This window comes from Rudaea sp., assembly GCF_047601565.1.
In the GTDB taxonomy this organism is placed as follows: Bacteria; Pseudomonadota; Gammaproteobacteria; order Xanthomonadales; family Rhodanobacteraceae; genus Rudaea.
Genome location: NZ_JASGIY010000001.1, coordinates 2,712,495 through 2,733,544, shown reverse-complemented (window position 1 = coordinate 2,733,544; position 21,050 = coordinate 2,712,495). Strand labels below are relative to the sequence as shown.

Annotated in this window: 18 protein-coding genes; 6 read left to right on the top strand and 12 right to left on the bottom strand. The window is 67.0% G+C overall.

Going from position 1 to position 21,050, the window contains the following annotated elements; genetic code table 11:
- Positions 1-31: 31 nt before the first annotated feature.
- Both QM741_RS11980 and QM741_RS11975 read left to right on the top strand, forming a co-directional pair.
- Entirely contained in the window at positions 32-991 is a 960-nt protein-coding gene (locus QM741_RS11980) for an acetyl-CoA carboxylase carboxyltransferase subunit alpha (protein ID WP_415207915.1), read from the top strand.
- Positions 992-1,015: 24 nt separating this feature from the next.
- The gene (locus QM741_RS11975; RefSeq protein ID WP_415207914.1) at positions 1,016-1,573 is read left to right on the top strand and encodes an AAA family ATPase; all 558 of its coding nucleotides are present in this window, start codon (positions 1,016-1,018) and stop codon (positions 1,571-1,573) included.
- Here the strand turns inward: QM741_RS11975 and accD are convergent.
- From accD to prmB, 11 genes are all read right to left on the bottom strand, one after another.
- Positions 1,548-2,423, bottom strand: coding sequence for an acetyl-CoA carboxylase, carboxyltransferase subunit beta (gene accD, locus QM741_RS11970; RefSeq protein WP_415209118.1), 876 nt, complete (start codon positions 2,421-2,423; stop codon positions 1,548-1,550). The genes QM741_RS11975 and accD overlap by 26 nt on opposite strands.
- 160 nt (positions 2,424-2,583) lie before the next feature.
- The gene (gene trpA, locus QM741_RS11965) at positions 2,584-3,405 is read right to left on the bottom strand and encodes a tryptophan synthase subunit alpha (protein WP_415207913.1); all 822 of its coding nucleotides are present in this window, start codon (positions 3,403-3,405) and stop codon (positions 2,584-2,586) included.
- Positions 3,406-3,434: 29 nt separating this feature from the next.
- Positions 3,435-4,922 carry a hypothetical protein gene (locus QM741_RS11960; protein WP_415207912.1) on the bottom strand — a complete coding sequence of 496 codons (1,488 nt, stop codon included), beginning with the start codon at positions 4,920-4,922 and terminating at the stop codon, positions 3,435-3,437.
- On the bottom strand, positions 4,919-6,160 hold the full coding sequence (trpB, locus tag QM741_RS11955; protein ID WP_415207911.1) for a tryptophan synthase subunit beta: 1,242 nt from the start codon (positions 6,158-6,160) through the stop codon (positions 4,919-4,921). The genes QM741_RS11960 and trpB overlap by 4 nt, the downstream gene beginning before the upstream one ends.
- Before the next feature lie 259 nt (positions 6,161-6,419).
- Positions 6,420-7,097, bottom strand: coding sequence for a phosphoribosylanthranilate isomerase (locus QM741_RS11950; protein WP_415207910.1), 678 nt, complete (start codon positions 7,095-7,097; stop codon positions 6,420-6,422).
- Positions 7,094-7,867 carry a tRNA pseudouridine(38-40) synthase TruA gene (gene truA, locus QM741_RS11945; RefSeq protein WP_415207909.1) on the bottom strand — a complete coding sequence of 258 codons (774 nt, stop codon included), beginning with the start codon at positions 7,865-7,867 and terminating at the stop codon, positions 7,094-7,096. The genes QM741_RS11950 and truA overlap by 4 nt, the downstream gene beginning before the upstream one ends.
- 74 nt (positions 7,868-7,941) lie before the next feature.
- Positions 7,942-10,257 (bottom strand): FimV/HubP family polar landmark protein, encoded by a 2,316-nt coding sequence (locus tag QM741_RS11940; protein ID WP_415207908.1) that lies wholly within the window; start codon positions 10,255-10,257, stop codon positions 7,942-7,944.
- A 173-nt stretch (positions 10,258-10,430) separates the two neighbouring features.
- The gene (locus QM741_RS11935; protein WP_415207907.1) at positions 10,431-11,459 is read right to left on the bottom strand and encodes an aspartate-semialdehyde dehydrogenase; all 1,029 of its coding nucleotides are present in this window, start codon (positions 11,457-11,459) and stop codon (positions 10,431-10,433) included.
- Positions 11,460-11,548: 89 nt separating this feature from the next.
- Positions 11,549-12,532 carry a 2-hydroxyacid dehydrogenase gene (locus QM741_RS11930; protein WP_415207906.1) on the bottom strand — a complete coding sequence of 328 codons (984 nt, stop codon included), beginning with the start codon at positions 12,530-12,532 and terminating at the stop codon, positions 11,549-11,551.
- Between the two features lie 4 nt (positions 12,533-12,536).
- Positions 12,537-13,643 carry a chorismate synthase gene (gene aroC, locus QM741_RS11925; RefSeq protein ID WP_415207905.1) on the bottom strand — a complete coding sequence of 369 codons (1,107 nt, stop codon included), beginning with the start codon at positions 13,641-13,643 and terminating at the stop codon, positions 12,537-12,539.
- A 206-nt stretch (positions 13,644-13,849) separates the two neighbouring features.
- Positions 13,850-14,767: a 50S ribosomal protein L3 N(5)-glutamine methyltransferase gene (prmB, locus tag QM741_RS11920; protein WP_415207904.1), complete on the bottom strand. Its 918-nt coding sequence runs from the start codon at positions 14,765-14,767 to the stop codon at positions 13,850-13,852.
- 178 nt (positions 14,768-14,945) lie between these two features.
- Here prmB and QM741_RS11915 point away from each other — a divergent pair, with 178 nt between their 5' ends.
- On the top strand, positions 14,946-15,584 hold the full coding sequence (locus QM741_RS11915; RefSeq protein WP_415207903.1) for an SCO family protein: 639 nt from the start codon (positions 14,946-14,948) through the stop codon (positions 15,582-15,584).
- A gap of 3 nt (positions 15,585-15,587) precedes the next feature.
- Entirely contained in the window at positions 15,588-16,418 is an 831-nt protein-coding gene (asd, locus tag QM741_RS11910; protein WP_415207902.1) for an archaetidylserine decarboxylase, read from the top strand.
- 50 nt (positions 16,419-16,468) lie between these two features.
- Here asd and QM741_RS11905 read toward each other — a convergent pair whose 3' ends face one another.
- On the bottom strand, positions 16,469-18,007 hold the full coding sequence (locus QM741_RS11905; RefSeq protein ID WP_415207901.1) for a transglycosylase SLT domain-containing protein: 1,539 nt from the start codon (positions 18,005-18,007) through the stop codon (positions 16,469-16,471).
- Positions 18,008-18,192: 185 nt separating this feature from the next.
- On the opposite strand from QM741_RS11905, the gene QM741_RS11900 reads away from it, so the two are divergent.
- Together QM741_RS11900 and QM741_RS11895 are read left to right on the top strand one after the other, a co-directional pair.
- Positions 18,193-19,707, top strand: a complete 1,515-nt coding sequence (locus QM741_RS11900) for a helicase HerA-like domain-containing protein (protein ID WP_415207900.1) — start codon at positions 18,193-18,195, stop codon at positions 19,705-19,707.
- Between the two features lies 1 nt (position 19,708).
- A complete protein-coding gene (locus tag QM741_RS11895; RefSeq protein ID WP_415207899.1) occupies positions 19,709-21,007 on the top strand; it encodes a hypothetical protein in 1,299 nt (432 codons plus the stop codon).
- The last annotated feature ends 43 nt before the right edge of the window (positions 21,008-21,050 follow it).

Genomic DNA, 21,050 nt, shown 5'->3' with positions numbered 1-21,050 from the left:
CTTGTGCGCCCGGCGCCCTGCTGTGCAATTCATGAATCCCAACTTCCTCGATTTCGAACAGCCCATCGCCGAACTGGACGCGAAAATCGCCGAATTGCGCGCCACCAGCCACGGTCAGGCGTTCAACATCGACGAGGAAGTCGGCAAGCTCGAAGACAAGCTCAAGCGCAAGACCGCGGACATCTTCCGCAACCTGACGCCATGGCAGATCGCCCAGCTTGCGCGCCATCCGGCGCGGCCGTACACGCTCGATTACGTGCAGACGATCTGCGAGGAATTCGTCGAACTGGCCGGCGACCGCGCGTTCGCCGACGACGCGGCGATCGTCGGCGGCCTAGCCCGCATCGACGGGCGCAGCGTCGTCGTGATCGGCCATCAGAAGGGCCGCGACACCAGGACCAAGATCCGGCGCAATTTCGGCATGCCGCGGCCGGAGGGTTACCGCAAGGCGCTGCGCCTAATGCAGCTCGCCGAGCGCTTCAAGCTGCCGATCCTCACCTTCATCGACACGCCCGGCGCGTATCCGGGCGTCGGCGCCGAGGAGCGCGGCCAGAGCGAGGCGATCGCGCGCAACCTGCTCGAAATGTCGGAACTGAAAGTGCCGATCCTGTGCACCGTGATCGGCGAAGGCGGCTCCGGCGGCGCGCTCGCGATCGGCGTCGGCGACGTGACCAACATGCTCCAATATTCCACCTACTCGGTGATCTCGCCCGAAGGCTGCGCCTCGATCCTGTGGAAGAGCGCGGACAAGGCCCGCGATGCGGCCGAGGCGCTCGGCCTCACCGCCCCGCGCCTGCTCGAACTCGGCCTGATCGACAAGGTGCTGCGCGAACCGCTCGGCGGCGCGCACCGCGATCCGCGCAACATGGCGGTTCGCCTGAAGGCCGTGCTGCTCAACCAGCTCGACGAACTCGAAAAGATCGACACCTCCGCGCTGCTCGACCGGCGCTACAAGCGATTGCGCAAGTACGGTGCGCTGCGCGCTGCATAAGCCGAATCCATTGGCATAGTACTCATGATCGTCTTGCTCACCGGACCTACCGGAGTCGGCAAGACGGACACAAGCTGGGCGCTCATCGAACTGGCAGCGCCGATGGTGTTTCTGGATTGCGACTGGTTCGCTTCTCGCATCCCTTTTTCGTGGAAGTCGGCAGTCGATGTCGAAACGGTCTTTCAAGCATTATCGATATTGCTGCGCTATCACATCGGCCGAGGATCGACTCGTTTCGTGATTTCCTTGACGGTCGAGATGGCGCAGTCCTTCAAACAGAATCGACATTACTTCGATGAGTTCCATTTGCCCATGCATCACTTGCAGTTGCGCTGCACCGAAGACGTTCTCAGGCACCGCATTCTGCAACGCGATCGCATGAAGGCTCAGCAGGATGCTGAACTCGCGGTGATGCGCGAACAGCAAATCAGCTTCGAGACGTTGACACGGGAATTTGCCGTCGTCGAAACATCGCAGATCGATGAACGGGCGGCGGCTGAAAAAATCTGGCATATCGTCAACAGAGCAAATGATGCCCCAACCTCTCCCGCGCGAATCACGCCGCGCGCGACTGGCGCATGAGCAACGCAGTCAGCGTGGCGAGCCGGTCGCGCATCTCGCGCCGGTCGACGATCAGATCGACCGCGCCGTGCTCGACGAGGAACTCCGAACGCTGGAAACCTTCCGGCAGCGTCTCGCGCACGGTCTGCTCGATCACCCTGGGGCCGGCGAAGCCGATCAGCGCCTTCGGTTCGCCGATGTTGATGTCGCCGAGCATGCCAAGGCTGGCCGAGACGCCGCCCGTGGTCGGGTCGGTCAGCACCGAGATGTACGGCACGCCGGCGCCGCGCAGGCGCGCGATCGCGGCCGAGGTCTTGGCCATCTGCATCAACGAGAACAGGCCTTCCTGCATGCGCGCGCCGCCGGTCGCGGAGAAGCAGACGAACGGCGCGCGCTGCTCGAGCGCGCGCTCGGCGGCGCGCGTAAACTTCTCGCCGACGACCGAACCCATCGAGCCGCCCATGTAGGAGAACTCGAACGCGGCCGCGATCAGCGGCTGCGCCTTGAGCCTGCCCTGCATCGCGATCAGGGCGTCCTTCTCGCCGGTGTTCTTCTGCGCGGCGGCGATGCGCGCCTTGTAGGTCTTCGAGTCCTTGAACTTGAGCGCGTCGATCGGTTCGAGCGAGGCGAACAACTCCTCGCCCGTGTTCTCGTCGAACAGCGCGGCGAGGCGCTTGCGTGCCGCGATCGGGTGATGGTGACCGCACTTCGGGCAGACCTGCAGGCTGCGCTCGAGTTCGGGGCCGTAGAGCACGGCGCCGCAGCCTTCGCATTTCTCCCACAGGCCTTCGGGCACCTTGCCCTTGCCGGAAGGGCCGCCCTTGCCTTCGGTGCGGATGCGCGAAGGCATCAGTTTCTGTAGCCAGCTCATGTCGTTGTCGTTCTCGCTGTCGAATAGTTCGGCGTCGGGCATTGCGGTGACGATGCGCTCCGGCAGTACCGGTTCCGCCGGCGCCGACCCGGACGAAACCGAATCGGAGACGCGCGATTCTACCGGCTCGTCCGGCCGCGGCACATCCTTGTTGTCCGGATCACGCGGCATGCTTGGCCGGACGCGCGTCAAGCGCCTTGCGGATCGGCGCGAGAAAATCCCGCGCCGCAGCTGTGACCGCGGCGGCGGGCGAAGAGTTCGCCAGATGTTCGACCAAGGCGCTGCCGATCACGACCGCGTCGGCGAATTCGGCGATCGCGACGGCCGAGGCCGCGTCGCGTACGCCGAAACCGACCGCCACCGGCAACGCCGGCACCAAAACCTTGATCGCCGCAACGCGCGTACGCACCGGCGCGAGATCGAGCCGGTTCGCCCCGGTGACGCCGGCGAACGACACATAGTATAGAAATCCACTCGCTGCCCTGGTCAGCGCGGCGAGACGCACATCGTGCGTGGTCGGCGCGGCGAGGAAGATGCGATGCAGGCCGGCATCGGCCAGCGGCTTGATCGTCGCCGACTCCTCAAGCGGGCAATCGACCAACAGCACGCCGTCGACGCCTGCGGCAACCGCTTCGCCCGCGAACTTCGCGTAACCGTGGATTTCGATCGGGTTGAGATAACCCATCAGCACGATCGGCGTGTCCGCATCGTTGCGGCGGAATTCATCGACCCAGCCGAGGATTTGCGCCAGGCCCACGCCTTTGGCGAGCGCACGCTCGCTCGAATGCTGGATCACCGGCCCATCGGCCATCGGATCGGAAAACGGCACGCCGAGTTCGATCAGATCGGCGCCGGCGGCGACGAGCGCGTGCATCAGCGGCACGACCTGTTCGGGCGACGGATCACCCGCGGTGATGAAAGGAATCAGGCCGGTGCGGCCGGCTGCCTTGAGTTGCGCGAAACGCGCATCGATGCGGTTCATTCTGCAATTCCCGGAATATCGTTGAAAAATCAGTCGGCATCGCGCCGGCCGGCCTGGTAGGCCAGCGCTTGCTGCCGTTCGGCTTCGCTCAAAAGCCGCTTGACGAGCACGACCTGCATCTCGTCCACCGCGCGCGGCACGCGAAACAGTTCGTCGCCTGCCGTGCCGCGCTGGCGCAACGCCTCGCCGACCGCGGACAGCTTCATGCCCATCTCCTTCACGTCGAAACGCGCCTCGTTCCAGCCCAGATACCAGTGCCAATCGGTGTAGTACAGCCAACTGCGTTCGTTGAAGGCGCGGACATGCGTCGGATCCTGCCACGCGCCCCACGAAAGATCGTAGGGCACGACGATACGCATCGTGCCGCCGACATCCAGCAATTCCAGGCAGCGCGTCATCAGCGCGACGAGGTCGGGTACGTGTTCGAGCACATCGATCGTACTGATATCGTCGAACCGTCCGGGCTCCAGGCGTACGAGGCCGAAGCGCCTGCTGAAGAAAACCTGCTTCAATCCGCCCGGCACGACGAGGTTGCCGAGCACGTCGGGTTTCCACTTCGGATCGATGTCGATGTTGAGCTTTGCGGCGTCGTAGGCCTTGCCGCTGCCGAGATTGAGATGCCGGGGAAACGGCAGCGAAAACTTCGGCAGCACTTCGGCAAGCAACGCGGCCTGGTCGCGCCGCGCGAAAATCTCGTAGCCTTTCCGCTCGATCGCCGCACGCCGCGCCTCGTCGCGCAGCAGCGCGACGCAAGTCTCGACGATCCCGGCATACGGCACGGCGATCACGGCTTCGCGGATATCGTCGTCGATTTCCGTGTCGGTCTCGCATTCGCTGACCACGATCTTGCGGTTGGCGAGCAGGTACGAACTGCGCACTATCTCGTGCACCTTGTCCTCGTAGAAATGTACGTTGAGCACGATCTTCGCTCGGGCGATCGCGGCGTCGCGCTGTGCTCCGTAGACGCCCGGGGGCAGCACGGCCACCTTGATCCCCGCCGCAGCCAAACCGTCGAGAATGTTCTTGCGGCGCTCGTTGAGCACGCCGTAGAACAGCACGTCGATGTCCTGCACCGGCGCCGCCTCGATACGCGTCAGCTCCGGCATGTAGCCGATCCGGCACGGGTGGACGTGGCGGTTGCCGGTCAGTTCGATGATGCGCGCGACGTTGCGCGCCGAGTAGTCGAGCACGGCATGGCGCTTGAGCAACTCGACATAGTGCGGCTGCACGTGCATGCCGCGGCGCATCTGTTCGAGATTGACGATGATCGAGCCCTGCGGCAAAGGGTATTCCGGCGCGATCAAATGCGCGCCGAAGACGAAGTTGACGCCTTCGCCCGCAAGCGGCTGGTTCACCGCCGCATCGACCTGCGCGCCGAGCGCGGCGAACGCCGCCCTGAAGCCGTCGACGAGTTCGGCGAAGGCGCCGCTGTGCGCATAGCCCGGCGGCTGGATCGTGACCAGCCGCACGCGCTCGAACAGGCGCGGCAGCCGGCCCGAACGTTGCGCGGCACTCACAACGCGATGCCCTCGCGCGCAGCGATCGTATGCACGTCCTTGTCGCCGCGGCCGGACAGGTTCACGAGCACAAGCTTGTCCTTCGGCAGTTCGCGCGCGAGCTTGATGCCCTGCGCGACGGCGTGGCTGGATTCGAGCGCGGCGAGAATGCCTTCGCTGCGCGCGAGTTCGTGGAATGCGGCGAGCGCTTCCTCGTCGGTGATGCCGACGTAGTCCGCGCGGCCGATGTCCTTCAGCCAGGCATGCTCGGGGCCGACGCCGGGGTAATCGAGACCCGCCGAAATCGAATGCGTCTCGGTGATCTGGCCGTCGTCGTCGCAGATCACATAGGTGCGGTTGCCGTGCAGCACGCCGGGCCGGCCGGCGGCCAGCGAGGCGGCGTGGCGTCCCGTGGCGATGCCGTCGCCCGCGGCCTCGGCGCCGACGATCTTCACCTCGCGGTCGTTGAGGAACGCGTGGAACAGGCCGATCGCGTTCGAGCCGCCGCCGACGCAGGCGGTGATCACGTCGGGCAGCCGACCGTACTGTTCGAGCATCTGCGCGCGCGCCTCGCGGCCGACGATCGCGTTGAAATCGCGCACCATCATCGGATACGGATGCGGGCCCGCAACGGTGCCGATGATGTAGAACGTGTCGGCGACGTTGGTCACCCAGTCGCGCATCGCCTCGTTGAGCGCATCCTTCAAGGTCTTCGACCCCGAAGTGACCGGGATCACTTCGGCGCCGAGCAGCTTCATGCGGTAGACGTTGATCTTCTGCCGCTCGATGTCGACCGCGCCCATGTAGACCACGCATTCCAGGCCGAGCCGCGTCGCGACCGTGGCGCTGGCGACGCCGTGCTGGCCCGCGCCGGTCTCGGCGATGATGCGGCGCTTGCCCATGCGTTTGGCCACCAAGGCCTGCCCCACCGTGTTGTTGATCTTGTGCGCGCCGGTGTGGTTGAGGTCCTCGCGCTTGAACAGGATCTGCGCGCCGCCGACTTTCTGCGACAGGCGCTCGGCGTGGTAGATCGGGCTCGGTCGGCCGACGTAATGGGTGAGGTCGCGGTCGAGCTCGGCGATGAAGTCGGGGTCTTTGCGCAAGCGCAAGTAAGCGTCGCGCAATTCCGCGAGCGGCTCCATCAGCGTCTCGGCGACGTAGAGGCCGCCGTAGTCGCCGAAGCGGCCGTGCGCATCGGGGTACCGCGCGTAGTCGATCGCCGCGGCGGACGCGGCTTCGTCGAGGGGTTTTGCCAACATCGAATTCTCCAATCGGTTTGCCGGCAAGCGCGCTGAATCGGGCACGCTTGCGTATGCGGTCTCGGCCTGGGCCGAAGCGACGGCCGTCGGTTGCGGCCAGATGCCGATGCGCGCCGCTATCGCACCGCGGATGCGGGCACGCGACGCCAGCGGCGCAGAGAGCGACCGAACGGAGGCGACGGCAGATTGCGGGGAGAAATTCTCATGGCAGCGCACATAGCGTACACAATCTTGCGCGCCTGCGCTTGTCCGCCGCCACTCAAGCCGCGTCCGCCGCGCGCACGGCCTCGACGAAGGCGCGCAGTTTGGTCGCGTCCTTGACGCCCGGCGTCGATTCTATGCCGCCGGAAACGTCGACCGCATGCGGCCGCAGCGCACGGATCGCCGCGCCGACGTTGTGCGCGGTCAGGCCGCCGGCGAGCACGACCGGCTTGGCGAACGTGTTCACGGCGGCCGACCAGTCGAAGGTCCTGCCGCTGCCGCCCTGCTCGCCCGCGGCGTGGCCGTCGAGCAGAAACCCCGCTGCGGCGGGGTGTGTGCGCGCGACCTCGGCCGGATCGACGCCGCCGCCCATCGCGACCGCCTTCAGGTACGGCACGCGATAGCGCACGCACTCCTCCGCCGTCTCCAGGCCATGGAACTGCAACAGGTCCGGCTGCACCGCGGCGACCGCCTCGGCGATGAATCCGGGCTGGTCGTCCATGAACAGCGCGACCAGATCGACGAACGGGGGCAGCGTCATGCGGATCTCGACTGCGCGCTCGATACCGGCAAAACGCTTGCTTCTTTCGGTCAGCACGACGCCGATCGCATCGACACCGAGCGCGGTCGCAGCCTGCACGTCCTCGACGCGGGTCATACCGCAGAATTTGATCCGCGTTCGCGAGAGGCGGGCGACGAGAGGCGGCGAGGAAGGGGACCTGCTGCTGGCGTTCATGATGCGAGACTCACCGGGTCGGGCAATCCATGCTCGCGAGGATACAGCGGATGCAGGAAGACAAGTCCCTGCGCGACGGCCGTGGGACCGGCCTTGCCGCGATCGCGGCCGCCGAGCAGTCGCGCGATCCATTCGGGTTTTTCCTCGCCGCGTCCGACCGGCAGCAGGCTGCCGACGATGTTGCGCACCATGTGGTGCAGGAACGCGTTGGCCTGGATCTCGACGATCACGCGCTCGCCTTCGCGCCACACCGCAATCTCGTGCACGTTGCGCATCGGCGTGCGCGCCTGGCAGGCGACGGTCCGGAAAGCGCTGAAATCGTTCTCGCCGAGCAGCGCCTGCGCGGCCGCGTGCATCGTGCCGGCGTCGAGCGGCAAGCGCTCCCATGCGACTTGGCGCGCATCCAGCGCGGCACGCGCGGTGCGGTTGAGGATGGTGTAGCGGTAGCGCCGCGCGAGCGCGGAAAAGCGCGCGTGGAAATCGTCCGCGACCGGCCGCGCCCAGACCACGGCGACGCCGCGCGGCAGGTTCGAATTCGCGCCGAGCATCCAGCCGCGCGCGCTGCGCTCGGCGGCGGTGTCGAAATGCACGACCTGGCAGCGCGCGTGCACGCCGGCATCGGTACGCCCCGCGCAGGTGACTTCGACCGGCTCGTCGGCGACCTTCGACAATGCCGCTTCGACCGCAGCCTGCACGCTGGGCCCGTGGCCGAGCCGCTGCCAGCCGTGGAAATCGGTGCCGTCGTATTCGATGCCGAGAGCGATGCGCATGCGAAGGATGAGAGTGCGGGAAGCGGGACGAGTTCGGCCTTGGCCCGCCCCGCCTCTCGTCTCTCACCCGGGCATCAGCCGATCTCGGAAAGCAGCTTGCGCGCCTCTTCCTTCTGCGCCGGGTTGCCTTCGGCCAGTACCTCGTCGAGCATCGAGCGCGCGCCGTCGGGATCGCCCATGTCGAGATAGGCGCGGGCGAGGTCCAGACGCGTGCTTATCGTGTCCTCGTCGAGGAACGTGTGCCGCCCCTCGACGATCTCGTCGTCTCCGGCCAGACCATCCGGGACGGCATCGACCTGGCGGCTGAATTCGCGCTCGAATTCCAAGTGGCTCGGCTCGTTCGATTCGGGCGCGGGCTCGTGATGCGGCTGCTCGAACGCGAGCGGCCCCTCCTCGTCGAGCATCGATCTGAGTTGCGCATCGTGGATGCTGGCCTCGTCGATCGGCTCGGCGTATTCCACCCCGGAGTCGGTCTCGAGGAAGAATTCGTCCGGGTCGTGCCCGTCATGCGCGGCCTGCGCGGAATCGGCGAACAACGGGTTATCCGGCAACAATTGCCGGCCCAGTTCGCTCACCTCGTGCCACTCCGTCGAATCCTCCGGCAACTTTTCGCGCAGGGCATGCGCGAGCGCCAGGAAACGGTCGGCGTCGCCATCGTCGAAATGGCGGTGCAGTTCTTCCATCTCGTCGTCGCCGACGAGCGGCATCGTTTCGAACGGCTCGGACGGAGCGTCGCCGGCGGCCTCGGCGGAATGGTGCCCGGCCTCCTCCTCACCAAGCGCGTCTTCGCCCTCGACCGCCACGGCAGCGGCGCTGGCCGCTGGCAGCATGGGCCGCGGATTGACCTTTTTCTTCTTGCCCGAAGCGCGCGCCAGCAGCCAGCCCGCGAGCAGCACGAGAATGCCGCCCACGCCATACAACGCGTAGGGGTTGTCCTCGTACAAGCCGACATACCAGGGTTTCGGTGCCGCAGGCGACACCGACGCCGGTGCCGGCTTCGGTACCACAGCCGGCGCGGGCACGGGCGTCGGTGCCGGCGTCGATGCGGCGGCGGTCTCGGCCGGTTGCGTGGAAGGCGGCTGCGAAACGGCGGGTGGCGGCGTCGGCATTGCGGCGGCAGGCGCGGGCGCAGGCACAGCGGCGGCCGAAGCCGGTGCGGACGCGACAGGCGGAACGGCCGGCTCGACCGTTGCGGTATCGGCCGGTTTGGTTCCCGCCTTTCCCGCTTCGAGCTGCTTGAGCTTGTTCTGCAGTTCGGCGATCTGCGAATCCTTCAACGAGATCAGGCGCTGGCTCTTTTCGTTGATGTCCTCGAGCTGGCTGACGCGCGATTTGAGTTCGTTCGTCTCCTGCTCGCGGTTCGACAAAGCCTCCTTGGTGCGCGCAAGGTCCGCATGCAGCGCAGTCGATTTGCCGCCGCCCGCACCGCCGCGGCTCGCGCCCCCGTCGCTGTCGGCCCCGGATGGGGGCACCAGGGCGAGACGCTCGGACCTGGAGGCCGCCTCGGCATTGGCAGGCGCAGCCGATTTGTCCGCCGCAGGCGCCGCGCCGGTATTCGCGACCACGGTCGCCGCCCCTCCCCTCCATGCCTCGTTCTGCGCGCGCACCGCCATCGCCGCTTCGCGCAACGTGCCGGTCGCCTGTACCTCGGCGGCAGACGGAATGCGCAGCACCGCGCCGGTCTTCAGCACATTGATGTTGCCCGCGAACGCCCCGGGATTGGCTTTGTACAGGGCCAGCAGCATGCGATTGAAATCGCGCTCGTCGTCGACGCGTTCGTTGGCGATTTGCGAGAGCGTGTCGCCACGCTGGACGGTGTACTCGCCGCTCTGTTCCGCCTTTGCCGCGGCGCGCGGCGATGCGGCGGCCGGTGCCGCCGGCGTCGCCGGCCTGGGAGCCTCGACGGCACGCGGCTGGTTGACCGGCGCACGCGGCGCGGCCTCGACCGGCTTCGGCTTTTCCGCGGCCCCGGGGGCCGTGGCGAGCACGGCCGGCGCGGTCACCGGCGGATCGAGCAGCACAGTGTATTCGCGCAGCAGCTTTCCTTTGCTCCAGATCGCCTCGATCAGGAAATCGAGAAACGGCTCGCGCACGGCTTCCTTCGTCGTCAGCCGGATCACCTTGCCGTGGCCGCTGTTGGCGACGGTGAACTCGATCGGTACGGTGACGCGCGCCCGGGAAAGGCCCACGCGCTGGAAATCCTCGGCCGAGGCCAGGTCGACGTGCAGGTCGTCGGCCTCGGTGGCCGTGTCGGTGACCACGGGAATCTCGGCGAGCAACGGCTGGTTGAGCCCCGACTTGATCTGGATCGGCCCCAAACCGAGCGCGAACGCCTGACTTGCCGCCATGCCCAAGGCAATGGACAACGCGGATTTGATCGGTCCTTTCATGGCATTTCCCCCAAGTATCGAACTTGAATCAGGCGCAACGACGACGTTCCGGGGCGACCCCCGGCAGTGCAAATCTTAGAATGCACATCATCTAAGAGCCATAACTATGAAACGCCATTGCGCTTTCCGCAAGGGCTCCGCGGGCACGGGCACGCCCCGGAATGCCTACCCGTTCAAAGATACGAGGCAATCAGCAACTCGCCGACCTGGACCGCATTGAGCGCTGCGCCTTTGCGGATATTGTCCGAAACGATCCACAGGTCGAGGCCGTGCGGGTGCGAAACGTCCTCGCGGATGCGGCCGACAAAGATCTCGTCCTTGCCCGCCGCGTCGCCGACCGGGGTCGGGTAGCCGCCGGCCTTGCGCTCGTCGATCACCTTCACGCCGGGCGCGGTCTCGAGCAGCGCGCGCGCCGCTTCGGCCGTCACCTTGTCGCGCGTCTCGATGTGCACGGCTTCGGAATGGCCGTAGAACACCGGCACGCGCACGGCCGTCGGGTTCACGAGGATGGACTTGTCCTCGAGGATCTTCTGCGTCTCCCAGACCATCTTCATCTCTTCCTTGGTGTAGCCGTTGGCCTGGAATTCGTCGATGTGCGGGATCACGTTGAACGCGATCTGCTTGGTGAACTTCGACGGCGGATATTCCTGGAAATTGAGCAAGGCCGCGGTCTGCTTGCCGAGTTCTTCCGCGCCCGAACGCCCCGCGCCCGAAACGGACTGGTAGGTGGCCACATTGATGCGCGTGATGCCGTACTTGCGATGGATCGGCGCGAGCGCGACGAGCATCTGCATCGTCGAACAGTTCGGATTGGCGATGATGCCGTGCTTGGCGTAACCCGCGATCGCGTGCGGATTCACTTCGCTGACGACGAGCGGGATGTCGTCCTGGTAGCGGAACTCCGAGGTGTTGTCGATGACGACCGCGCCGGCCGCCGCCGCGCGCGGCGCATGCACCTTCGATACGCTGCCGCCAGCCGAGAAGAACGCGATATCCACGCCCTTGAAATCGAAATCGGCAAGGTTTTGCACGGTGATCGATTTGTTGCCGAAGTCCACCTTGCCGCCGGCGCTGCGCTCGCTCGCGAGCGGCACTAGTTCGGAAATCGGAAATTTGCGCTCGGCGAGGATGCCCAACAGCGTCTCGCCGACGGCGCCCGTGGCGCCGACCATCGCTACCTTGTACTTCTCTTTCTTGCTCATCGTTACGTCAACTCGAGGCTTCGGGGGTGATCTTTCATTTGCTGCGCGGCAGCATAACACGCAACCCGCGCAAACAGCCGTCTGGACGTCTAAATGACGTTCGGTGGCCGCCCCGCATTCGGGCCGCAGCCGAGCGCGGCGATCAGATTGTCGACGGCCAGCGACGCCATCGCGCGCCGCGTCGCCAGACTGGCGCTGCCGATATGCGGGGTCAGCACGACATTGTCGAGCGCGAGCATTTCTGCCGGCACTTCGGGCTCGTGTTCGAACACGTCGAGGCCCGCGCCCGCAATGCGTTTCTCGCGCAGCGCGGCGATCAGCGCCGCGTCGTCGACGATGCCGCCGCGCGCGATGTTGATCAGGTAGGCCTCGCGCTTCATCGCCGCCAGTTCGGCTGCGCCGATCATGTGGCGCGTCCCGGCGCTCAGCGGCACGGTCAGCACGACGAAGTCCGCATCGCGCAGCAGCGTGTCGCGATCGACGTAGCGCGCCTCGCAGTCCTCCTCGATCCCGGCTGCGACGCGCGAACGGTTGTGGTAGATCACCGGCATGCGGAAGCCGCTCGCGCGCCGCGCGATCGCCTGGCCGATGCGTCCCATGCCGAAGATGCCGAGCGTTTTGCCGTACACGTCGCCGCCGAGCATGATGTGGAACGACATGCCCTTCCAGTTTCCCGCGCGCAGCCAGCGCTCGCCCTCGGTCACGCGGCGCGCGGCCGCGAGCATCAGCGCCCAGGCGAAATCCGCCGTGGTCTCGTCGAGCACGCCGGGCGTGTTCGTCGCGACGACGCCGGCGTTCTTCAACGCGTCGAGATCGAGATTGTTGTAGCCGACGCCGCGGTTGGCGATCGCGCGCAACAGCGGCGTCTGCGCGAGCACGCTCGCATCGACCGGATCGGCCACGCCGAGCACCGCGCCGGTCTTGTCGCGCAGCTTCTGTGCCATCTGCTCGTGCGACCAGTCGTGGTCCCCGTTTTCGACTTCGACATCGAAATGTTCGCGCAACCGATCGAGGACGTCGTCGAACAGCGGGCGCGAGACCCAGACGCGAGGGCGTGGCGCTTGCGTGCTCATCGAACTACTTCTCTTCGGCCGAGCCCGGAATGCGCGGCTTGACCTCGCCGACGTCGCCGCACTGCGCGCGATGGCGCAGCGCGTGATCCATCAGCACGAGCGCGGCCATCGCTTCGCCGATCGGCGTCGCGCGGATGCCGACGCAGGGATCGTGGCGGCCTTTGGTGCGCATCTCGATAGCCTCGCCCTGCAGGTTCACACTGCGTCCGGGAATCAGGATGCTCGAGGTCGGCTTGAGCGCCATCGACGCGACGATCGGCTGGCCCGAGGAAATGCCGCCGAGAATGCCGCCGGCGTGATTCGACAGGAAACCTCGCGGCGTGATCTCGTCGCGATGCTCGCTGCCGCGCTGCGCGACGGACGCGAAACCGTCGCCGATCTCGACGCCCTTGACCGCGTTGATCGACATCAGCGCCGCGGCGATGTCCTGATCGAGCTTGCCGTAGATCGGCTCGCCCCAGCCCGGCGGCACTCCGTCGGCGACGACGGTGACGCGCGCGCCGACCGAGTCGCCCGACTTGCGCAGCGCGTCCATGTAGGTTTCCAGTTCCGACACCATCGCCGCGTCGGGCCAGAAGAACGGATTCTCCTCGACCGCGCCCCAGTCGAACGCCTTCGGCGTCACCTCGCCGATCTGCGAGAGATAGCCGCGCACGACGACGCCATGACGCTGCCCAAGCCATTTCTTCGCGATCACGCCCGCGGCGACGCGCATCGTCGTCTCGCGCGCGGACGAGCGTCCGCCGCCGCGCGGATCGCGGATGCCGTACTTCTGCCAATACGTGTAGTCGGCATGCGCCGGGCGGAATGTCTGCGCGACTTCGGAATAATCCTTCGAACGCGCATCGGTATTGCGGATCAGCAGCGCGATCGGCGTGCCCGTGGTCCTGCCCTCGTACACGCCGGAAAGAATCTCGATGTCGTCGGCTTCGCGCCGCTGCGAGGTATGGCGCGACTTGCCCGTCGCGCGCCGGTCGAGGTCGTGGCGAAATTCGTCGGCCGACAATTCCAGCCCCGGCGGACAGCCGTCGACGACGCAGCCGATTGCGGGACCGTGGCTTTCGCCGAAGGTCGTGACGGTTAGGAGTTTTCCGAAGGAGTTGCTCGACACGCTGTACTCGCTCTTGCTTCCCTTCTCCCATCGGGAGAAGGTGGCGCGAAGCGCCGGATGAGGGAAAAGCGTTCCGCATTCGAAATGTCATTTCAACTTGAAAGGCTCTTCCCTCATCCGCCCTTCGGGCACGTACATTCAGGCGGCTCCGCCGTGCACTTCGGCAATCCTGCCGAAGTGTCTCCCGGCGGGAGAAGAAAAGAAAGTCAGCGCCTCTTCAACGCCGCCTTGATCGCTTTCGCATGCGCGACGACGTCCTCGCGCGCGATCGCGAACACGCCCATCTGGCCGACCTCGAATTCGATCCAATTGAACGGCACGCGCGGCAGCAGTTCGACCAGCGCGCGTTCGCTCTCGCCGACTTCGACGATCAACATGCCGCCCTCAGCCAGATGCGCGGGCGCATCAAGGAGAATGCGCAGCGCGAAATCGAGGCCGTCGTGGCCGGCTTTCAAACCGAGCGCCGGCTCGTGGCCGTATTCGAGCGGCAGCGCGGCGAACTCCCGGTTGGTAACGTAGGGCGGATTGCTGACGATCAGGTCGTAGACCTCGCCCTTGAGCCTGGAGAACAGGTCGGACTTGACCGCGCGCACGCGCTCCTCGACGTTCTGGAATGCGATGTTCTCCTTCGCGAGCGACAGTGCCTTGTCGCTGACGTCGACGAGATCGACTTTCCATTCCGGATTGTGCGCCGCCATCGCGATGCCGATGCAACCCGAACCCGTGCACAGGTCGAGCGCGCGATGCACGGCGAGATTGTCGAGCCACGGCGAGAAGCCATTGGAGATCATCTCCGCAATCGGCGAACGCGGCACGAGCGCGCGCTCGTCCGATTTGAACTTGAGGCCGGCGAACCACGCCTCGCCGGTGAGGTACGCCACCGGTTTGTGCTCCTTGACGCGCCGCTCGATCAACTTGAGCACGGCCTTCTTCTCGGCCGCGATCAGCCTGGCCGAACCGTAGGCCGGCGACAGATCGTGCGGTAGGTGCAATGTGTGCAGCACGAGGTGCGTCGCCTCGTCGAGCGCGTTGTCGTAGCTGTGGCCGAAAGTCAGCCCCGCGCCGGCGAAGCGGCTCGCGCCGTAGCGGATGAAGTCGATGATCGTGGCGAGTTCGGCGGTCATGCGAAGAAGTATAACCGAGGGCATCACACGTCACCGTCATTCCGGCCGAGGGCGCGGCAGGACGCCAAGCGGAAGGAGCTTCATGGATGAATCGCCATGCGTGCCCCGGACCCTCACCCGTCGCGCTGCGCGCGCCGGTCTCTCCCGACGGGAGAGGTAAACACGCCATAATAGACGCATGAATTCACCCGCCTCTTCGCGCACCAACACCACCCTGCTCATCGTCCTCGCGGCCGTCGTCGCGGCATTCGGCTTCTGGTTCGGCGCTCGATACGCGAACGCGCCGGCGCAGCCGAAGCTCGCGAGCGCCCTGCTCTACCCCGAACCGCGCGCGATTCCCGAATTCCAACTGCAACAGGCCAACGGCAAGCCGCTGACGAATGCCGACTGGCGCGGCCGCTGGAACTTCGTGTACTTCGGTTACGCGAGTTGCCCCGACGTCTGTCCGACCACGCTGGCCGAACTCAAGTCGGTCTGGGGGGAATTGGCCAAACGCGGCGTACAGGACAAGCTGCGCATCGATTTCGTCTCGGTCGACCCCGAGCGCGACACGCCCGACGCACTGGCCAAATACGTCGGCTTCTTCAGCCCCGACTTCGTCGCCGCTACTGGCACCGACGCCGAACTGGCCAAACTGACCCGCGCGCTCGGCATCGTTTACTCGCGCACGAAGAAGGACGACGGCAGCATCGAAGTGGACCATTCCGGTTCGATCGTCATCGTCGACCCGCAGGGCCGGCTTGTCGGCTTGTTCCGCCCGCCGTTCGTGGCCCGCAGCCTTGCCGACGACATGGTCACGCTGACCGGCTGGCGCTGACGCATGCGCGCGGCCCTCGTCCTGCAATACCTGCTGCCGCACCGCGCGCTGTCGCGCCTCGTCTACCGGGCGACGCGCTGGACCTGGACGCCGTGGAAGAATTTCCTCATCGACGCCGTGGTGAAGAACTACGCGGTGGACATGAACGCAGCCGCACAGCCCGATCCGCATGCCTACGCCAGCTTCAACGCCTTCTTCACGCGCGCGCTCAAGCCGGGCGCGCGCACCGAGCCGGCCGATCCGCGCGCGGTCGCGTGTCCGGCCGACGGCACCGTCAGCCAGGCCGGAGCGATCGGCGACGGACGCATCCTCCAGGCCAAGGGCTTCGACTACAGCGTCGCCGAACTGCTCGGCGACGAGATCGAGGCGACCAAGTATACGAATGGACGATTCGTCACCGTATACCTTTCGCCGCGCGACTATCATCGCGTGCACATGCCGCTCGCCGGGGTGCTGCGCGAGACGGTGCACATCCCGGGCCGCCTGTTCAGCGTCGCGCCGTTCACGGTCGAGGCGGTGCCGCGCCTGTTCGCGCGCAACGAACGCCTCGTCTGCCATTTCGACGGCGAGCACGGGCCATTCGCGGTGGCCATGGTCGGCGCGATGCTCGTGTCGAGCGTGGAAACGGTGTGGAGCGGCCTCGAGATTCCGCCTTACGCAAACACGGTCACGCGCCGCGACTGGCGCGAGAAACGCATCCGCCTCGAACGCTTCGCCGAAATGGGCCGCTTCAATATGGGCTCGACCGTGATCGTGCTGCTGCCGTCCACGCACGCGACGAAATTCGCGGTCGAGGCGGGCCGCAGCGTGCGCGTCGGCCAGCCGATCGGTTGACCACGCGCAGAACGCGGGCCGCCCGTTTGCGTCCGCGCCGCGCCGCGCGATCAGCGCGTGCAGACGCCAACCTGCAGCACGCGCCCCGGACGCACGTTGCCCATGTCCCTGGTCTTGATGCCGTTCGCAATGGCCAGCTCCTGCGCGCTCTGGCAGCCGAACTTGCGCGCGATCGCGCTGAGCGTCTCGCCGCGGCGCACGACGTAGGTCGGCGCGGCCTTGGCGCGCGCCTTCGCCACCGGCGGAGGCGGCGGTGGGGCCCTGCGCGTGGCACTGATCACCGCGGCTGGCGGCGGCGTGGCCAGCACCGCCGCATGCAGGTCGCCGGCCACCGCGCCCCAGGCCCCGTGCACGCAGTTCTTGTCGTACAGCGCGACGAGTTGCTGCGGCACGCGCAGCGGCGTCGACGCCGGCAGCGGCTCGCGCGGATCGATCGCGGCGTTGAGGTTGCGCAGCGTGCGGAACCAGCCGTCGTGCGCGCTGCCCTCCGATCCCAGGCACACGGCGAGTTCGGCCAGCGATGCCCTTTTCTGCAGCACCAGCGTACCGGGCCGGCCGTCGATCTTGGGGAACTGCAGGTTGTATTTCTCCGGATGCAGGAACAGCCACGCCGCGGCGAGCACGACCGGCACGTAGTCGCGCGTCTCGACCGGCAACTGCGCGAAGATTTCCGGATCCCAGAAGCTCGCATCGGGCGCATTCTTCGCAAGCCGCTGCATGCGGCCCTCGCCGCCGTTGTACGCGGCGATCACCATTTCGAGGTTGTTGTTGAAGATCGCGAGCTGCTCGTTGAAATAGGCCGCGTTCGCCCGCGCCGCGAGCTGCGGATCGTAGCGCTGGTCGAAACCGTCGACGTAGCCGAGGCCGAAGCGCTGGCCCGTCGCCGGCATGAACTGCAACAGGCCCGCCGCGCCCGAGCGCGAGTAAGCGTGCACGCGGCCGCCCGACTCCTTGGCCATGATGCCGAACAGGATGGCCTCGGGCAGGCCGGCCTTCTGGTATTCCGGCCACATCAGGTTGCGCAGGTACTGGTAGTTCTCCCACGTGTCGATCAGGTTCGGACGCAGGCTCGTCAGCCACTCCTCGAGCGCCACCTTGACCGGGCCGTTGAGCGTCATCACTTCCGACAATTCCTTGCCCTTGAGCAACGTCACCGTGCGGCCGACCTCGGGCACGGCCGCGGCGACGGCCGAAGTCTCGCCCGCGTTCGCCGTCGCCTCGGGCGTCATCGCCTCCTCCCCCTGCGGCGTCGCCGCGCTCGCGTTGCCCGACATGCGCGCGAACGCCGCGTCGAACTTCGCCACGTCGCAGCCGTGCGTCTTCGTGCACTGCGCGGCCGCGTCCAGCGCGTCGTTCCACGCCCACTCGTACGAGGCCGTCGCCGCCGCCTCGTCGTTCTTGTACGTGGCCGGATCGCGTGCGGCGAAATAACGCTTCTCGTCGTCGGCGAGCCTCGCGTACAGCGCCGCGGTCGCCGGACTGACCTTTTCCTGGCCTTGCGCACCCGTCTTCCTCTGCGCCGGGCCGCCCGCGCAACCCGCGAGCGCGAGCGCGGCAGCGGCCGCCACGCACATCCGAAAATTCAACATGCACTTCTTCCGGCGAGTAAAGCCGGACACGTTACACAGCGCGCGCCGATGCGACAACCCTCGGCACGCACCGCGCGCAAACCGTTCAGCCCGCGTTCCCCGAATCCGGGCGCGGCGACTTTGTCGCGACGCCGCCGCTCGTGCGAACATTCGCCGCGAAGCCTTCCACGAACCATGGGGCAGCCATGAGCAACGACATCCTGCTCGGCAAGAGCCAGCTTGCCGGCAGCAAGACGCCGGACATTTTCCTGCACGCGAAATACGGCAACCGCCACGGCATGATCGCGGGCGCGACCGGCACCGGCAAATCGGTGTCGCTCATGGTGATGGCCGAGGGTTTCTCCAAGCTCGGCGTGCCGGTGTTCCTCGCCGACGTCAAGGGCGATCTCGCCGGCCTCTCGCAGGCCGCGGTCGTCAACGACAAACTGAAGCCGCGACTCGACAAGCTCGGCATCACCGACTTCACGCCGAGCGCGAATCCGGTGATCTTCTGGGACATCTACGGCAAGCTCGGCCATCCGGTACGCGCGACCGTGTCCGAGATGGGCCCGACCCTGTTCTCGCGCCTGCTCGAACTCAACGACGTGCAGTCGGGCGTGCTCGAAATCGTGTTCAAGGCCGCCGACGACCACGGCTGGCTGCTGCTCGACCTCAAGGACCTGCGCGCGCTGCTCAACTTCGCCGCGGACAAGGCCAACGCCAAGGACCTTTCCGCGCAGTACGGCCTGATCAGCCCGACCTCGATCGCGGCGATCCAGCGCTCCCTGCTGCAGCTCGAGAACGCCGGCGGCGATGCCTTCTTCGGCGAGCCGGCCTTGGACCTGGCCGACTTCATGCGCCAGGACATGTCGGGGCGCGGCGTCGTCAACATCCTCGCCGCGGACCAGTTGATCCTCAAGCCGATGCTGTATTCGACCTTCCTGCTCTGGCTGTTGTCCGAATTGTTCGAAAAGCTGCCTGAAGTCGGCGACCTCGACGTGCCCAAGCTCGTGTTCTTCTTCGACGAAGCGCACCTGCTGTTCGACGACTGCCCGCCCGCGCTGCAGAAACGCGTCGAGCAGGTCGTGCGCCTGATCCGCTCGAAGGGCGTCGGCGTCTACTTCTGCTCGCAGAATCCCGACGACGCGCCCGACATCGTCCTCGGCCAGCTCGGCAACCGCGTGCAGCACGCGCTGCGCGCGTTCACGCCGCGCGACCAGAAGGCGGTCAATGCCGCGGCGCAGACCTTCGCGCCGAATCCGGCGCTCGGCGACATCACCCAGGTCATCGGCCAACTCGGCGTCGGCGAGGCCCTCGTCTCGACCCTGCAGGACGGCGGCGTGCCGCTGCCGGTCGAACGCGCGCTGATCGTGCCGCCGACCTCGCGCATCGGCACGATCAGCGATGCCGAACGCGCGACGATCCGCTCGCGCTCGCCGGTCGGCGGCAAGTACGACACTGCGGTCGACCGCGAATCGGCATTCGAGATTCTCGCCCAGCGCACCGGCGCCACCGCCGCGCCGCCCACGGGCGGCGGCGCGCCGGCGTCCACCCAGGACGCGGGGTCGGGCTGGAGCAAGACGATCAGCGACGTGCTGCTCGGCACCGGCCGCCGCCAGGGCATGATCGAAACGATGGCCAAGTCCGCGATCCGCAGCGGCGGCAGCCGCCTCGGCACCGCACTCGTGCGCGGCGTGCTCGGCTCGCTGCTGAAGAAATAACGTGGCCGGATCCGCTCCGCAGGCGGACGCACCGCCGCTGCTCGAACGCCTGTCCGATGCGCTGGCCTATCCGAGCCAGCCCGGGCCGTTGTCGACGCTGGCGGCGATCGCCGCGACGCACGTCGTCGCCGACTGGCTGCCGAGCCTGCCGAGCATGCTGATCGACTTCATCGCCTGGGCCGCGTTCCTCAAGTACGGGTTCGAAGCGTTGCGCTGGAGCGCGAACGGGCGCGACGCGGCGCCGGAGCTAAGCCTGCTCGTCGGCGAATCCGCGGGCTGGTTCGGCGTCGGCGTGCTCGTGGTCGCGCAACTTGCCGTATTCGGCGCCGCGCACTTCTACGGCCAGGGCGCCGGGCTGGCGGCCGGCATCGTCGCGGCGTTCGCGATGCCCGCGATCATGATGCTGATCGCGGTCGAAGACAGCACGCTGCTCTCGCTCAACCCGCTCGCGTGGCTGCGCATCGCCGCACGCCTGGGCGCGGCGTACTTCGCGCTGGTCGTCTTTTTTGCGCTCACCGTCGCGGCGCAGATCGCGCTGGCCGGCGCGCTCGTCGCGGCGCTGCCGCGCTTCGTCGCGATCTTCGCCCTGCACCTGGCCACCGGCTGGCTGCTGCTCGCGAACTTCCGCCTGATCGGCACGCTGATCCACGACCATCGCGACGAACTCGGCTACGCCGGCGATCCGCTGCTGCGCGACGAGCCGCAAACGCGGGACGATGCCGATCCGGTGATCGCCAGTGCGCGCCGCCGCGGCGCCGGCGGCGATGCGGCCGGCGCCGCCGCCCTGCTGCTCGACGAACTGCGCGCGCGGCCCAAGGCGCTCGTTCTGCACGACGAATGCCGCCGCTGGCTGCGCGAAGCGGGCGACGCGGCCACGCTGGCCGCGCACGGCAAGGGCTATATTCCGCTGCTCCTCGATCTCGGCCAGGACCGGCTCGCCATCGACATCGCGCGCGAATCGCAGCAGTGCGATGCGGGCTTCGCTCTCGACGACCCCGCCGACATCACCCGCCTCGCCGCGGCGGCGGCGAACGCGGGCCAGACCCAGGTTGCGCTCGGGCTGATCGACGGTTTCCACGAACGCTTCCGTGGCCATGCCGACACCGTGCGCAATCTCCTGCTCGCGGCGCGGCTGCTGGCCGAGCGCATGAACAAGGAAGCGTCCGCGCACGCCCTGCTGCAACGGGCCAGGCAGGAATTTCCCGAGCATGCGATGATCCCCGAGGTGGATCGGTATCTCGAATTCCTCGATCGCCTCGGCGCATCCGGTCCGGGCGCGAAAACGGGCGCGCCGAGATAACACGCATCGCACGCCACGCTCCACCGCACCAATTCGCCGCATG